General features: G+C 64.5%; 13 protein-coding genes. 2 read left to right on the top strand and 11 right to left on the bottom strand.

Annotated elements, in window-relative coordinates; translation table 11 throughout:
* Positions 1-249: 249 nt before the first annotated feature.
* Positions 250-1,347 carry an OmpA family protein gene (locus tag VM621_RS13695; RefSeq protein ID WP_325469528.1) on the bottom strand — a complete coding sequence of 366 codons (1,098 nt, stop codon included), beginning with the start codon at positions 1,345-1,347 and terminating at the stop codon, positions 250-252.
* 196 nt (positions 1,348-1,543) lie between these two features.
* Positions 1,544-2,995 carry a bifunctional 2-methylcitrate dehydratase/aconitate hydratase gene (locus VM621_RS13700; protein ID WP_325469529.1) on the bottom strand — a complete coding sequence of 484 codons (1,452 nt, stop codon included), beginning with the start codon at positions 2,993-2,995 and terminating at the stop codon, positions 1,544-1,546.
* 287 nt (positions 2,996-3,282) lie between these two features.
* On the opposite strand from VM621_RS13700, the gene VM621_RS13705 reads away from it, so the two are divergent.
* Positions 3,283-3,981, top strand: coding sequence for a TerC family protein (locus VM621_RS13705; protein WP_325469530.1), 699 nt, complete (start codon positions 3,283-3,285; stop codon positions 3,979-3,981).
* A 402-nt stretch (positions 3,982-4,383) separates the two neighbouring features.
* Here VM621_RS13705 and VM621_RS13710 read toward each other — a convergent pair whose 3' ends face one another.
* The 6 genes from VM621_RS13710 to VM621_RS13735 form a co-directional block, all read right to left on the bottom strand.
* Positions 4,384-5,238, bottom strand: a complete 855-nt coding sequence (locus tag VM621_RS13710; RefSeq protein WP_325469531.1) for a hypothetical protein — start codon at positions 5,236-5,238, stop codon at positions 4,384-4,386.
* A 140-nt stretch (positions 5,239-5,378) separates the two neighbouring features.
* A complete protein-coding gene (locus tag VM621_RS13715; RefSeq protein WP_325469532.1) occupies positions 5,379-6,770 on the bottom strand; it encodes an acetate kinase in 1,392 nt (463 codons plus the stop codon).
* A gap of 2 nt (positions 6,771-6,772) precedes the next feature.
* Positions 6,773-7,372, bottom strand: coding sequence for a hypothetical protein (locus VM621_RS13720; protein WP_325469533.1), 600 nt, complete (start codon positions 7,370-7,372; stop codon positions 6,773-6,775).
* On the bottom strand, positions 7,369-8,052 hold the full coding sequence (locus VM621_RS13725; protein ID WP_325469534.1) for a C39 family peptidase: 684 nt from the start codon (positions 8,050-8,052) through the stop codon (positions 7,369-7,371). The genes VM621_RS13720 and VM621_RS13725 overlap by 4 nt, the downstream gene beginning before the upstream one ends.
* Entirely contained in the window at positions 8,049-8,414 is a 366-nt protein-coding gene (locus VM621_RS13730) for a hypothetical protein (RefSeq protein ID WP_325469535.1), read from the bottom strand. Before VM621_RS13730 ends, VM621_RS13725 begins: the two co-directional genes overlap by 4 nt.
* 92 nt (positions 8,415-8,506) lie before the next feature.
* A complete protein-coding gene (locus VM621_RS13735) occupies positions 8,507-9,439 on the bottom strand; it encodes a hypothetical protein (protein WP_325469536.1) in 933 nt (310 codons plus the stop codon).
* Positions 9,440-9,717: 278 nt separating this feature from the next.
* Here VM621_RS13735 and VM621_RS13740 point away from each other — a divergent pair, with 278 nt between their 5' ends.
* A complete protein-coding gene (locus tag VM621_RS13740) occupies positions 9,718-11,754 on the top strand; it encodes an FAD-dependent oxidoreductase (protein WP_414674535.1) in 2,037 nt (678 codons plus the stop codon).
* Between the two features lie 208 nt (positions 11,755-11,962).
* On the opposite strand, the gene prpC is transcribed toward VM621_RS13740, so the two are convergent.
* From prpC to prpE, 3 genes are all read right to left on the bottom strand, one after another.
* Positions 11,963-13,117: a bifunctional 2-methylcitrate synthase/citrate synthase gene (gene prpC / locus VM621_RS13745; RefSeq protein ID WP_325469538.1), complete on the bottom strand. Its 1,155-nt coding sequence runs from the start codon at positions 13,115-13,117 to the stop codon at positions 11,963-11,965.
* A gap of 12 nt (positions 13,118-13,129) precedes the next feature.
* On the bottom strand, positions 13,130-14,017 hold the full coding sequence (gene prpB / locus VM621_RS13750; RefSeq protein ID WP_325469539.1) for a methylisocitrate lyase: 888 nt from the start codon (positions 14,015-14,017) through the stop codon (positions 13,130-13,132).
* Between the two features lie 124 nt (positions 14,018-14,141).
* Positions 14,142-16,055, bottom strand: a complete 1,914-nt coding sequence (prpE, locus tag VM621_RS13755; protein ID WP_325469540.1) for a propionate--CoA ligase — start codon at positions 16,053-16,055, stop codon at positions 14,142-14,144.
* Between the last annotated feature and the right edge of the window lie 25 nt (positions 16,056-16,080).

Below are 16,080 nucleotides of genomic sequence, written 5' to 3' on the forward strand. Positions count from 1 at the left end.
CCCTCGAGGCGAGTTCCGCACAAGTGGAGCGGCCGTAGGCCAATAAGAACATGGGCCGCGCAGCGGCCTTTCCGGTACGAAACGCGGAGGACCTGTCTGAGCAGCGAGGGTGGGCACCGAAGGCTCTGCGCCGCCACGTCCGCGCTCGCCGCGATATGCCCTCGGCGTCCCCGGAATGCCGCGATGAACCCAAAAAAAAAAGCCCGGCTTTCGCCGGGCTCCTTTCTGTAACTACCGATCTTTAACGGATTACTGCTGAACCTGCAGTTCCGTACGACGGTTACGAGCGCGGCCTTCGGCCGTGTCGTTCGTGTCGATCGGGTTGTTCTTACCATGACCGATCGGGCCTTCCAGACGGTCGGCACCGATGCCGTGAGCCGTCAGGTACTCGAACACGATCTTGGCGCGACGCTCGGACAGACCCTGGTTGTAAGCGTCCTTACCGACGCTATCCGTGTAACCGGCAACCGTGACCTTGACGGTCGGGTAACGCTGCAGCGTGTCGACAGCCTGGTCGAGGACGCCCAGCGATTCGCTGGTCGGCTCCTGCAGGGACGGACCGATGTTCGTCTCGCCCTTCTTCGGACGGTCGAACTTGAAGTTGACGCCGCGCAGGTCGATGACGACCTTCTGCGGGCAACCATCCGGACCGACGATCGTGCCAGCCGGCGTACCCGGGCACTTGTCGTCGCAATCGTTCACGCCATCGCCATCGCTGTCGAGGGTGGAGCAATCCGGAGCGGCCGGGGCTGCAGCGGCAACCGGAGCCGGAGCTGCCGGCGGCTCGCCAAAGCGCGAGACGATCGAGAAGCCGAGGAACCAGTCGCCGTAACCGTTGTTGGACGGGATGGTCTTGTCGTCCCAGTCGTAGCGGTAGCCGGCTTCGACGCGGAAGTCGGAGCTGTCGGTGATGGTCTTGGACACGCCGACGCCGAGCTCGGCAGCCGGGGACCAGCCCTTATCCGACGGGTTGTGGTGGTACGAACCCATCACACCGGCGAGCAGGTACGGACGCCAGCTGTCCCACGCACCAGCGTAGAAGCGGGCGGCAACGCCGTAGCTGTTGTTCGACCAATGGCCATTGCCATCGTTATCGCGCTTGGTGCGATCAGCGAAGATGTCGATCGACGCGTTGCTGGAAATGAACTTACCAACGCCCAGACCGTAGTAGACCTGACGCGCATTCGTGTTGCGGTCGGTGTCGTTGTAGTAACCGCCAACCGTCGGGGCGATGTACCAGCGGCCGTCATAGCCGTTACCCGCGGTGTCTGCGGATTCCTGCGCGTGAACGGCACCCACGCCGCCCAGGGCCAAGCCAATCAGCAAAAACAAGCCCTTACGTTTCATCGGTGTCTCCTCATTATTGGTATTCGCGTCCGCGCTCCACCCCAGACGGAAATCGCGCGTAGAAACTCTTATCGAATCCGGGGACTTCGGCCGTCCCTCGCTTTAAACCCCTTCAACGGGCGGCGGCAGTTTAGCAAAAATCAAACAATTGAACACGTGCTAAAAACCGCCGTTCATACTTGAGTCACGGCCATTATCAAGCCGTGAAGAGTGTCATGAACTCGTGAATGGGCATGGCGTCGAGCTTTTCCGGCAAGGAAGTGACCGCAAGAACCTTCTCGACCCGCTCCGCAGGCCACTCTGCGCGGAGGGCGGCCTCGAACTTCCTGAGCAGGACGGGGATGCCTTCGGCACGGCGATTGCGGTGGCCGATGGGGAAATCGATCGAGACCTTTTCGGTTTTCGACCCATCCTTGAAGAAAACCTGGACCGAATTGCCGATGTAGCGCTTTTCCGGGTCGAAGTAATCCTTGGTGAATTGCGGATTCTCCACGACGGTCATTTTGTCGCGGAGGGCGTCGATACGCGGATCCGCGGCGACGGCGTCGTTGTAGTCGTCTGCCGTCAGGCGACCGAAAATCAGCGGAACGGCGACCATGTACTGGATGCAGTGGTCGCGGTCGGCGTAGTTGGCCAGGGGCCCGGTCTTGTCGATGATGCGGACGCCGGCTTCCTGGGTCTCGATGACGATCTTCTCGATCTGGTCGATGCGATCGGCGACCTGGGCATGCAGCGCCATGGCGCATTCCACCGCCGTCTGGGCATGGAACTCGGCCGGGAAGCTGATCTTGAACAGCACGTTCTCCATCACGTAGCTGCCGAACGGACGCTCGAATTCGAAGGCGTTGCCCTTGAAGGCCACGTCATAAAAGCCCCAGGTCTTGGCCGTCAGGGCGGACGGGTAGCCGACCACGTTGCGGTAGACCGCGTTGATCGCGTGGGTGACGGCACGGCGGCAGGCGTCGCCCGCGGCCCAGCTCTTGCGCGGACCGGTGTTCGGAGCGTGGCGGTAGGTACGCAGCGCACCGTTGTCGATCCAGCTGTGCGAAACGGCCGTGGTGATCTGCTCCTTGCCGCCGCCGAGCATGGCGGTGGTCACCGCCGTGGAGGCCAGGCGGACGAGGATCACGTGGTCCTGGCCGACGCGGTTGAAGCTGTTCTTCAGCGCATAGCAGCCCTGGATCTCGTGGGCCTTGATGGCGTAGCCGAGGACGTCGCGGACGGTGAGCGGCTTGCCACCTTCCTTGTCCGCCTTGCGCGACAGGTAGTCGGCGACGGCGAGGATCGCGCCCAGGTTATCCGACGGATGGCCCCACTCGGCGGCCAGCCAGGTGTCGTTGAAGTCGAGGTAACGGATCTGGGTGCCGATGGCGAAGGCGGCCTGCACCGGGTCCAGTTCGTGCGAGGTGAACGGCACGCGGGCGCCCCCGGTCATGACCGCGCCCGGGACCAGGGGGCCGAGGTGCTTGACGCAATCCGGGAACTTCATCGCCAGGGCCGAGCAGGCCAGCGAGTCAAGGAGCATGTAGCGCGCGGTGTCGTACGCCTCCTTCGAGTCGATCTGGTAATCGGCCACGTAGTTGGCGATGTCCACCAGCGGCTGGTCCGGGTCGGGACGCGTGGCGGAACGGATGTCGTGTGCGCTCATGGACTTCACTCGTGGAGGGTGGGAAACCGGCGATTTTAGCCGGTCGCCCCCCGGGTATGTCTTGCCGCGGTGCATCCCAACCCCCACAATGCCGACCACTACCGCCCAAGAGGGAGTAGTTCCGCGGGGCCTGCCGGCCTCGTGCGCGACGATCGTCAGTACGGACGCCACACGCGTCCCGGGCGTCGCGGCGGCATCGCGCCGGGAACGAGACTTTTGTGGTGACGACGGGTGCGCGTGCCCGTCGCCGCCGCATTCGATCTCACAACGCGCGAAGGACCCGCTTCATGGATTTCCTCACTCCCGAATTCTTCTCCGGACTGGCAGCCATCATCCTGCTCGACCTGGTGCTCGCCGGCGACAACGCCATCGTGATCGCCCTGGCCGCGCGCAACCTGCCTCGCGAGCTGCAAAAGAAAGCGGTGTTCTGGGGCACCTTCGGCGCCGTCGCGCTACGCATCGTGCTGACCTTTGCGGTGATCTGGCTGCTCAAGCTTCCCGGGCTGATGTTGATCGGCGGCGCGCTGCTCGTTCCCATCGCCTGGAAGCTGCTCAAGCACGACGAGCACGACCCCGCCATTACGCCCGCCGCAGGCTTCTGGGCGGCGATCCGCACGATCGTCATCGCCGATGCGCTGATGGGCCTGGACAACGTCCTGGCGATCGCCGGCGCCGCCAAGGGCCACATGGGGCTGGTCGTCCTCGGCCTCGCGATCAGCGTGCCGCTGGTCGTCTGGGGCTCGACCCTCATCCTGAAACTGATCGAGCGCTTCCCCGTCGTGATCTACATCGGCGCCGCAGCCGTCGCCTGGACCGCCGCCCGCATGATCGCCCACGACCCGCTGGTCGCCTCATGGTTCGAAGCCAATCCCTGGGCCCCGTGGACCCTCGACGCCATCCTCGTCATCGGCATCTGCGCCGGCGGCTGGTGGCGTGCGCGCCTGGCGCAGCGGGGGAAGGCTCTTTCGCACCTCAGCGGCCAGTGAGTCCGACAGCCCAATCCGCAAGCCCGCAGCCCATGTGGGAGCAACTCGTCTGTGAGAGCAGCCCATCTGTGAGAGCAGCCCATCTGTGAAAGCAGCCCGTCTCTGGGAGCAGCCCCTCTCTGGGAGCAACTCGTCTGTGAGAGCAGCTCGTCTGTGAGAGCAGCTCGTATGTGAGAGCAGTTCGTCTGGGAGACCAGTTCGTCTGTGGGAGCCGATTCATCGGCGAAAAGGTACGGAGCGGAACACCGCAGGTCGAGAACCGCGAGGCCCCGGCAGCGCGAGCATGAGGCGACAACGCCGCCGGCCCAGCAGCCAACCGAATAAAAAACAGGCCGCCCGAAGGCGGCCTGCGGATTCCCCCTGGCGAGGCGAACGGCACGAGACCGTTCGCCAACCAGACGATCAGAAACGGAAGCGAATGTAGGCAGCCGGACCGTTGAGCTTCATGTCGAGGTCGAGGTTGTACTGACGCTTGTCCTGGTTGAGCTTGATCTTGGTGTACGCGTACTCCGCACCGATACCCACGTTCTGCCAGGGGAAATACTCCAGGCCCAATGCGGCGTCGTAGATGTGGCCGTTGAGCTGGCCACCGTTCTTCTTCACGCCCGAGGCGTTGAAGTACATGCGCCACTGCTCGTTGAACGAATGGCGCCAGCCGATCTGCAGGTTCGGTGCCCATGCGCTCTCGTTCGCGCTCGCGCCCGAGGCGACGCTTTCGCCGTCGATGGACGCGCTGCCGTAAACGCTGGCGTGAACCTTGTAATAGGCCGCACCCAGGCCGAGGCCGAACACGTCGTCGCCCGTACCGAACCACCACTTGTAGGCCGCGCTACCGAAGGTGAACTTCAGGTTGCCACGCGCTTCCGCGGTGGCGTCGATGGGCTGACCGAGAAAGTCGATGTTTTCCTGGAGCGTCCTCGAGTGCGAACGATTCACTTCGTAGTAGTCGAAGCTGAAACCCTGGTGTTCGCCGATCAGGAAGTCGAGACGCACGCGCGGCACGGCCTTGTGCTTCTTGAAGTCGAGATCCTTCTCGAGGTTCACATTGCCCTTGGTGTTCAGGAAGTTGGTCTTCCCGCCGATGTTGGTGTCGTTGTTGGTGTAGTAACCACCGACCCACAGGCTGATGTTGTCGAGTGCGGGCGACTGGGACTTCTTATTGCTGTCCTGCGCATGCGCAGCGGCACCGAAGACAGCGAGTGTGGCGATGGCGAGGCCCGCGGTGGCCTTGCCGAAACGATGATGACGGTTGCGCATGTGTCTGAAACTCCCTGCCAATGTCTTTGTTTTTGATCGAACCCCCAGCGAAAGATTAACGAACAGGGATGTGTGCAACGCGTGCACGGGAACTCTCGCGTGTTTGAAACGCGTTCAGGAGAGTGAACAAGTTGTCTGCGTCAGAGCGTGATCGGGACGCGCACGGTAATCGTCGTATCCGGCGTATCGCGGGTGACACCAACGCCTAGCGTTACGTTCAGGGTTTCTTTCTCGCTGTAGCGATACGAACCGCCGATCAACAACGAACCCAGCGTCGCACGGGCGGAGCCCGGCAGCGCCTTGCCGTTCTGCTGCGTGCGACCGACGAATGCCTGGTCGTATCCGATACTGATAGACGCTTTCTCGTTGAGCGAAAGACCCATGCCGATGCTGATATCGGCGATGTCGCCCGCCTTGATATTGCCGAGGAACTGCTTGCCGGCGAGCAATACGTTACGACTTACATTCTTTCGTTCGAAATTGTGCAGGTAGCTGAAGTTGCCGAAGAACACGACGGGATCGGACGGGTACAACCAGGTGACGCCTGCCTGCGCCGAATAGAAACCGGTGCCCGTGGGGCTCTGCAGTGGCAGGCCCGTGCCGGTGAAGTTCTCGACACAACGGGTGACGCAATCACTGGTGACTTCGAACGGATCGCGCCCGGTGCGTGACTTCGCGCGGAACCAGCCGACGTAATACGGCTTATCCGCACCGCCGTCGTTGAGCTGGTAGCGCAATGTCGCCTCGACATCGCCGATGCCCTTGCCGCTGGTGGTGAAGAGGTTGTCCTGTGCGGTGCCGGTGAATATCTCGCGGCTGATGGTGTCGGTATGGTTGTCGACGTACGGAACGCGGATTTCCAGTTCCATGCGATTGGTCAGGCCATAGCGGAAGGCCAGCGCACCCGTCTGGGTCGTCGTCTTCACCTGGCGCACGTCGATCAGACCGATCAGGATGGCCGGGATGACCGTATACCCGACAAGGGCTACCCGATCGCTCGACGAATAGCCGTACTGGTAGGACGGCTCGATGATCAGCTTGCCCTTGGGCGTGAGCACGCCGGGCTGGTCGAAGATCGGCGCCACCTCCGGCGGCCGATCGTCCTCCGCGGGGCGCCTGCCGACCGGCCGCGTCGCCACCACAGGCTGCGAGGGCTGCGCAGGCGCGCCCTGCTGGTCATCCTGCAGTGTCGGTGCGGATTGCGTGCCGGCCACCGCGGCGGAGCCGCCACGGGCGTCTTCCAGCGCATTCATGCCAATGGCCTTGCGCAGGTCGTTGTACTGCACCTCCTGCGACGCGAGCTCGCGCTTCATCTGCTCGAGTTCGGCGAGTTGTTCGGCCATCTTGCTGCGCATGGCATCGATACGTCGGCCCTGCGCTTCGATCTTCTCGCGCAGCGCGGGATCGACCGCCGCGCTGCTGCTCGCACTGGCCTCCTGGGCCAGGCACGCGCCAATCCACATCGGAAGCGTCGCCAGCGCGAGCGCACCCGCACAGGTTCTTGCCTGCATCACCCTGCCGTTGCGATACATGCTCAATTCCCCCGGAATTGGATCACCGCATCGTTGACGGACTCCGCCACCCGCATGTTCTGCAGCATGCGTGCCGTATTCACCGATGCGTCGATCGTGGTGGTGGCCGTAATGGCCTGGTTGTCTAGCGAGTTCTGGATGACGAGACCCGGTGTGATCGAGGCGGGCAAGTTGACCGACGCCGTTGCCGCGGTGGGCGCCTGCACCGCCGCGCTCACGGCGGGCACCGACGCCGCGGACTGCGCCGTTGCGCTGGCCTGGGCCGCATTGCCCGGCGTCAGCGCGGCGGCGTCGACACGGTTGTCGCCCACATTGATCACCGTGGTCTGCAACGCACTCTGAAGCTGCGCCGCTTGCTGGGCGGTGATGTTGGCAATGTCGGGGACCGAGATGGTGGTTCGCATCGCTTCCATGCCGTTGATCAGCACCGTGCGTTCCAGGGCGAACGACGCGCGCAGGTTGTCGCCCAGATCGTATCCGCCGCGAATCGTGTCCAACTGGGCGTCGGGTAGGGCGTGATTGACCGGGAAGTCGGCCGCTTGCGTGACGGCACAGGCACCGCTGGCGAACACGGCGGCCAAGAGGATGGGGCGGGTTTTCATATGTCCCCCGGTCCGCGCTTGGGCATGACGATCGGCCCGAGCCCGTTACGCTCGATGCCTTCGGTGATCGGTGCCGCGGGAGCAACCGCCCAGTCGCGCGGACTGTTGAAGATGGCGCGGTCTCGCTCATTGTGGATGACGAAGACGACGTGGTTGTTCCACATCGCATCGAACCGGCGCTTCGACATCGAACGGGTGCCGCGTGCAGGGTCGCCGACCAGCACACGGCCATTCTTGTAGCCCTTGATCACCACGAAATGGTGGTAGCCACGTTCGTTGATCAACACGATGGCGGGAATACCTTCGTCATCGAGCTTCTCCAGCGGCACGTCGAAGCCATCGGCGTCGAATCCGCGCGAGGCGAGGAAGCGCTTGATATCGAGAAGGGAAAAACCTTCCTTGCCGATCTTGGCGCGATCGCCATTGGTGTACATCACGTCGAACGCCGCCTGTTCGTCGATCGGATAGCCATACTGGTACGTGAGCAGCGTGGCCACCGCCGCGGATCCGCAGCTGAAGTCGTATTTTTGCCGGATGGTGTTGCGGAAGCGCGCTTCTTTCAGGCTCGTCAGGTGCATCGGGTACGAGGTACCCGGACTGGTCTGCACCTCCGCCGTCATCGCGATCGCCGGGGTGGCGGCAAGCGCGAGAAGCAGCGCGATGGCGCAGGCAGTCCTCACTGGTTCATCCTGATGTTGACGATCGTCGCGTTCTGGATGAGCACGTTGTTGCCGGAGTTCTGGATCACCGTCGGCAGGCCGGCGGAGCTCCCGAACGCGCTGCCGGAGACGATATTGCTCCCGCTGAAATTATCCTTCGCGTCGGTGTTGGTCATCGTGCCGTTGACGGTCTGGTTGTTGATGTTGTTGGTGGTGTTGGTACCGCCGCTCATGTCCTGCAACTGCTCGGACGGGGTCGCCGCGCCGAACGACGGCGGGGGCGGTTCCTGCCCAGGGGGCGTGGCGTACGCGGCCGTGCTCACGCAGGCGGCGACGATCGCGGCCAGCGCGACACGCGTACGGTGGATCCGGTGATTCGGCATGGGTGTTCTCCCGCAAGGACGTTCGTTCCTTCCGGATATCCACGGAGCGCGCGAGGCGCTCCGTGGTTCCGGTCGCTTTCGTCTGGCTTGCGTTACGGAGCCGAACCCACGCTCAGGTTGGCCTGGACGTTCACGCCCTGCTGGATCAACGACGCCGCGCCGCTGTTCTGCGCGAAGTTGCTGATGCCTGCGGCCGCGGCGCCCGCGCTACCCATGCTGTTGGACATGTCGAACGAACCTGCGTTGACGTTGTTCGTGCCGCCTGCGCCGCCGGCACCGCCGCTGGCACCATTGCCCGCGCCGCCCGTGCCATCGCCGCCGGCCGCACCCGCACCGCCTGCGCCGCCCGATGCCAGGGCTTCGCCACCCGCACCACCGGTACCGGTGCCACCGGTCGCCGTCGCGGTCGCATCGCCCGACGTACCGGCGCCGCCGGTGCTGGCGCTTGCGCCGCCCGTGCTGGCCGAAGCGCCACCCGTGGGAGCGCCGCCACCGGCACCACGCGACCTTGCGCTACCACCATCGCCCGAGGCACCGCCGCCGTTGCCGTGGGCGCCGCCACCGGACGATGCGGTCAGGGAGCCGGCGCTGCCGCTGTCGGAGGAGCCGTCGCCACCGACAGCGCCACGAGCACGTGCGTTGCCGCCATCACCGCCGGATCCGCCTTTGCCGCCAGACCCTTTGGCACCGTATCCGTCGCCGCCCGTTCCGCCTTTGCCGCCACTGGCGTTGCCCCAGTTCGAGGCGACGTTGCCGTTGCCGGAGGTAGTGACACCGCTGACCGTTCCGTTCAACACGCCATTGGCGATCGCATTGGTCGTATTGAACGAACTGGATGTGGTGTTGGTGGTTGGATTGGAATGCGTCGAGCTATCTGTGTAGGTCGAGTTGTCCGTGTATTGAATGGCTGTCGACTTACGCTGTGCGGACGGTCCTGCTCCACCTGTCTGGGTGTCGTCGGCCATGGCCGGCAAAGCGAATCCGATAGCGAGGCAGATCGCCGTGGCGATAAGTGTCTTACGCATGGGAAAGTCTCCTGTGAGCGACGCGAAACCCCTGTTTCTGCGGGAAGACCGGACGCCCTGCCAACGTTCCGGGTCATAGAAGAGAGCAAATAGCGTGCCCGCTGTCGCGCCTGCTGCGAGACCCCGGTCCCATGCGGATTTGCCGGCGTTCGCACGCTGAACGGCCGGTTCGTTTTGTAAAGCGCCTGATACACGCCGTAACGCCACTGCTCCGCAGCCCGGTTGGTGCTGTCGCCCTTGCTCCGGACCGCGGTTACGAGGATCATTCGAACGATCGTTTGAACCCGGATCCCGCCGTGTCCTATCCGCACCTCCTCGCCCCGCTCGACCTCGGTTTCACCACGCTGCGCAATCGCGTGCTCATGGGATCCATGCATACCGGCCTGGAGGACAAGGCGGCCGACTACGACAAGCTCGCCGCCTTCTTCGCGGAGCGGGCTCGTGGGGGTGTCGGCCTCATCGTCACCGGGGGCATCGCGCCGAACCTCCAGGGCTGGCTGAAGCCGATGTCCGGCACCATGTCGCGGCCCTGGCACGTCGGTCGTCATCGCAAGGTCACGCGTGCGGTGCATGCGGAAGGCGGCAAGATCTGCATGCAGATCCTCCATGCCGGACGCTACGCCTACCAGCCGTTCTCGGTAGCGCCATCGAAGATCAAGTCACCGATCACTCCCTTCACGCCACGGGCGCTGTCCGCCGGCGGCGTCGAGCGCAGCATCGATGCCTTCGTGCGCAGTGCCAGGCTGGCGCGCGAGGCAGGCTACGACGGCGTCGAGGTAATGGGCTCGGAGGGCTACCTGATCAACCAGTTCCTCACCCCGCGCACCAACAAGCGCACGGATCGCTGGGGTGGCTCGGCCGAGAACCGCATGCGCTTCCCGATCGAAATCGTCCGTCGCATGCGCGAGGCGGTGGGCAAGGACTTCATCATCATCTATCGGCTGTCCATGCTGGATCTGGTCGACGACGCACAGCCCTGGGGCGATATCGTCACGCTCGGCAAGGCGATCGAGGCGGCGGGAGCCACGATCATCAACACCGGTATCGGCTGGCACGAGGCGCGTATCCCGACCATCGTCACCAGCGTGCCGCGCGGCGCCTTCAGCTGGGTGACCCGGCGCATGAAGGGTGAAGTCGGCATCCCCCTGGTCACCACCAACCGCATCAACATGCCGGACGTGGCCGAACGCATCCTCGCCCATGGCGATGCGGACATGGTTTCCATGGCGCGTCCACTACTCGCCGATCCGGAATGGGTGAACAAGGCGAAAGCCAGCCGCCCCGCGGCGATCAACACCTGTATCGCCTGCAATCAGGCTTGCCTCGACCACGTCTTCGAGAACCGTCGTGCATCGTGCCTGGTCAATCCGCGCGCCTGCCACGAGACCGAGCTCACCATGACACCAGCGGTGACGAGCAAGCGCGTCGCCGTGGTCGGTGCGGGCCCTGCCGGCCTCGCTGCGGCGACGACCCTGGCCGAACGCGGCCACTCGGTCGTCCTGTTCGACCGTGCCAGCGAGATCGGCGGTCAGTTCAACATGGCCAAGCGCATCCCGGGCAAGGAAGAATTCAGCGAGACGCTGCGCTATTTCAGCCATCGTCTCGACGAAACGGGCGTCGAGCGCCGCCTCGGCACCGATGCCACGGTCGACTCGCTGGCCAGCGGCGGCTTCGATACGGTGATCCTCGCCACGGGCGTGCTTCCCCGCGCGCTCGATCTTCCCGGCGCCGACCATCCCAAGGTGCTCTCGTATCTCGACGTGTTGCAAGGCCACGCCGCCGTCGGCCACAAGGTCGCGATCATCGGCGCCGGTGGCATCGGCTTCGACGTGGCCGAATTCCTCAGCGAAGCGGCGCCCTCCCCCAGCACGGACATCGTGCGCTGGACCAGGGAATGGGGTGTCGACATGACCATGGCCACGCCGGGCGGACTCATGCCCGCTCAGCCGGAAAAATCCGAGCGACAGATCTGGCTGTTGCAGCGCACGTCGGGACGCCCCGGCGCCCGGCTCAACAAGACCTCCGGCTGGGTGCATCGCGCGACGCTGAAGAACAAGAAAGTGACGATGGTCGGCGGCGTGGGTTACGACCGCATCGACGACGCCGGGCTGCATGTCACCATCGACGGCCAGGCGCAAGTGCTCGATGTCGACAACGTCGTCGTCTGTGCCGGCCAGGAGCCGAACCGGACGCTGCACGATGCGCTTGTCGCGCGCGGCATGGATGTCCGGCTGGTGGGTGGGGCGGACGTCGCGGCGGAACTCGATGCCAAGCGGGCGATCGATAAGGCGACGCGCCTGGCGGCTGCTTTGTAACGCTTTGGCGGGTGCCCATCGCCGCTGAAGCGGCTCCCACAGCAAGCCGCACGATCACCCGCCGTTAGCTCCATGTGGGAGCCGATTCATCGGCGATGGGCGAGCGCCACCCGTTGCTCCATGTGGGAGCCGATTCATCGGCGATGGGCCTCCGAGCGTCACCGCTCCGTTGGCTTTTCACCGATGAATCGGCACCTACACGTCCTTCTTAGCGCTTTTCGATCGGAACGTAGGCCTGGTCTTCCGGCCCCGTATAGTTCGCGCTCGGCCGGATGATCTTGCCGTCCTGACGCTGCTCGATCACGTGTGCGCTCCAGCCCGATGTGCGCGCGATGACGAACAGCGGCGTGAACATCGCCGTCGGCACGCCCATCATGTGATACGCGGAGGCCGAGTACCAGTCGAGGTTCGGGAACATCTTCTTCAGTTCCCACATCAGCTTTTCGATCTTCTCCGACACTTCGAACAGGCGCGGATTGCCGCCGTCGATGCAGAGCTTGCGCGCGATCTCCTTGATGATCTCGTTGCGCGGATCGGACACGGTATACACCGGGTGACCGAAGCCGATGATGATCTCCTTGCGCTCGACACGTGCGCGGATATCGGCCTCGGCCTCCGCGGCATCGCGGTAGCGCGCGATGATTTCCATCGCGACCTCGTTCGCACCACCATGCTTGGGCCCACGCAGCGCACCGATCGCACCGGTGATCGCCGAGTACATGTCCGAACCGGTACCGGCGATGACGCGAGCGGTGAACGTACTGGCGTTGAACTCGTGCTCGGCATAGAGCACCAGCGAGCGATCGAGCGCATGCGAGTGCAGGTCGCTCGGCTTGCGGCCGTGCAGCAGGTGCAGGAAGTGCGCCGCGATCGATTCGTCTTCCGTCTCCGTCTCGATGCGCTTGCCGTTGTGGCTGAAGTGGTACCAGTACAGCAGCATCGAACCGAAGCTGGCCATCAGGCGGTCGGCGATATCGCGCGCACCGGTGAGGTTGTGGTCTTCCTTCTCAGGCAGCACGGTGCCCAGCACCGAGGCGCCCGTACGCATCACGTCCATCGGATGCGTCGCGGCGGGCAGCAGCTCCAGCGCGGACTTCACCGGTGCCGGCAAGCCACGCAGGCGCTTCAGCTTGGCGCGATAGGCGTTGAGCTCCATCCAGTTCGGCAGGACGCCGTGGACGAGCAGATAAGCGACCTCCTCGAAGGAGCCCTTGGCGGCGAGGTCGTGAATGTCGTAGCCACGGTAATGCAGGTCGTTGCCGCTACGGCCGACCGTGCATAGCGCGGTGTTGCCCGCCGCGACGCCGGAAAGGGCGACGGACTTCTTTGCCTTCGGCTGGGTAGTGGTGGTGGTGTCGCTCATGCGTGACTCTCCTTAACCCTTCTTGGAAAACAGAGCGTCGAGGTGACGCTCGTAGTCGTGATAGCCGATGCGGTCGTACAACTCTTCGCGCGTCTGCATCGACTCGATGACGTTGCGCTGGTGACCATCGCGGCGGATGGCGGTGTAGACGTTCTCGGCGGCCTTGTTCATGGCGCGGAACGCGGAAAGCGGGTAAAGCACGATGCCCACGCCGACGCTGCCGAGTTCTTCGGTGCTGAACAGCGGGGTCTGGCCGAACTCGGTGATGTTGGCGAGCACCGGTACGTCCAGCGCGTCGACGAAGCGCTTGTAGGTCGGCAGATCGTAGGCGGCCTCGGCGAAGATGGCGTCGGCACCGGCCTGCTGGCAGGCGATGGCACGTTCGATCGCGGCGTCCACGCCGAGCACGGCGATGGCGTCGGTACGGGCGATGAGGAAGAAGTCCGGGTCGGTCTTCGCGTCGGCGGCGGCCTTGACCCGATCGGCCATTTCTTCCGTGGTGACGATTTCCTTGCCCGGGCGGTGACCGCAGCGCTTGGCGCCGACCTGGTCCTCGATATGGCACGCCGCGGCGCCGAACTTGATCAGGCTCTTCACTGTGCGCGCGATATTGAACGCGCTGGGACCGAAACCGGTATCGATGTCGACCATCAGCGGCAGGTCGCACACATCGGTGATGCGGCGGACATCGGTGAGCACGTCGTCCAGCGTGTTGATGCCGAGATCCGGCAGGCCCAGCGACCCGGCGGCGACACCGCCGCCAGACAGGTAGATGGCACGGAAGCCCGCGCGCTTGGCCAGCAGGGCATGATTGGCATTGATCGCGCCGATCACCTGCAGCGGCTGTTCGGCCGCGAGAGCGGCGCGGAAGCGACCGCCGGCCGAGGGAAGCTGTGCCATGGAACTCTCCGCGTAAAGAATCCCATTTTAGCGCGAACCGTCCTTTGGGCCTTGCTGCGTCGCGGGAGAACAGGCCATGCCCCGGCCGGGCGCGCTGCCGCGCCGATCGCCGATGAATCGGCTCCTACGTGGCGGGTCGCCGCGCCTGACCGCACTGTGGGCCGCGTGCGATCGCCTTGCGGATCTCCTCCAGCGACGCCGGATCGTCCAGCGTCGACAGGTCGCCCGGGTCCAGCCCCTCCATCAGGGCCTGGATCGCCCGGCGCAGCAGTTTCCCGGAACGGGTCTTCGGTAGTGCGGCGACCACATAGACGCAGCCCGGACGGGCAACGCCACCCAGCAACTCGACCACCCTTCGTTCCATCGCCTGGGCCACGTCGCGCGGATCGTCGGTCACGCCCTGCTTGAGCGTGGCGAAGACCGCGGGCAACTGCCCTTTCAGCTCGTCGCCGATGCCGACCACGGCGACCTCCGCCACCGCCCCCAGCGTGGCCACCGACTCCTCGATCTCACGCGTTCCCAGCCGATGGCCGGCCACGTTGATGACATCGTCGGTTCGCCCAAGGATGAACAGGTATCCATCGGCGTCCTGCACCGCCCAGTCCAGCGAGCTATAGAGCAACTCCTTGAAGTGCCCGAAGTAGCTCCGCACGTAGCGATCGTCGTCGCGCCAGATGGTGCTCAGGCAGCCGGGCGGCAACGGTGGTTCGATCACCAGCACGCCCTTTTCGCCAGGCTCCTTTTCGTCCCCGGTCGCCTCGTCGATTACCCGCATGCGGAAGCCGAACGTCGGAAAGCCCGGCGAACCCGGCCTGACCGCCTTGAGGTCCAGTCCGGGCATCAGCGACACCGCCGGCCAGCCGGTTTCGGTCTGCCAGTAGTTGTCGACGACGATCTTGCCGGTTCCTGTCGACAACCAAGCGTAGGTCGTCTGATCGAGCGGCTCGCCCGCGCAGAAAATGTACTTCAGCGCCGAAAGGTCCGATCTCGACAACCATGCCACGTCCTGCTTCTTCAGCACGCGGATGGCCGTCGGCGAAGAGAACATGGTCCGTACCCGATACTTCTCGCACAGTCGCCACCAGATGCCCGGATCGGGCGCCGTCGGCAGACCTTCGTAGAGGATCGCGGTGCATCCACCGATGAGTGGCCCGTACACATTGTACGAATGGCCTACCGCCCAACCGACGTCCGAGGTGCACAGGATCGTCTGCCCGGGATGCAGGTCGAAAATCGTCGTCATCGAGAGCGCCAGCGCCACCGCATAACCACCGACGTCGCGTTGCACACCTTTTGGCTTGCCGGTGGTGCCGGAGGTGTATAGGAGATAGCTGGGCTCGTTGGATTCGAGCCACACCACCGGGACGTTGGCGTCGTCGTGTCGGCGCCGCAGATCGTCGTAATCGACATCGCGACCGGCGAGGCGGTCCATGGTGGGATCGAGGCCGCGATCGACGATCAGCACATGCTTCGGCGGAGCCTTCGTTTCACGCAGCGCGGCATCGATCAGCGGTTTGTACGGAATCACTTTGCCACCGCGCATGCCCGCGTCGGCGCAGATCAGCAACGCCGGCTCCGCATCGTCGATGCGCAAGGCGAGGTTGTGCGCGGCGAACCCGCCGAAAACCACCGAGTGGATCGCCCCGATGCGGGCGCAGGCAAGCATCGCGAACACCGCCTCGGCGATGTTTGGCATGTAGATGACCACACGATCGCCCCTGCCCACGCCCAGTTCGACCAGCACCGCGGCGAACGTATTCACCTCGCGATGCAGGTCGCGGTAGGAGATCTCGCGGGTCGTGTCGGTTTCGGTAGAGACCGCCACGAGAGCCAGTTGATCGCCGCGCTCGTCGAGGTGACGATCGATCGCGTTGTAGCAGAGGTTGGTCGTACCGCCGACGAACCAGCGGCGGAAGGGCGGACGCGATTCGTCGAGGATGCGCTGCGGCGGCGTCTCCCAGTGGATCAGCCTTGCCTGCTCGGCCCAGAACAGCTCCGGCTCGTCGACCGAGCGGCGCCAGAGTTCCTCGTAGCTCATCGGTTTGCCTTCAGCCGTCATGAGC

Origin of the sequence: Luteibacter sp. (assembly GCF_035539195.1) — a bacterium.
Taxonomy (GTDB): domain Bacteria; phylum Pseudomonadota; class Gammaproteobacteria; order Xanthomonadales; family Rhodanobacteraceae; genus Luteibacter.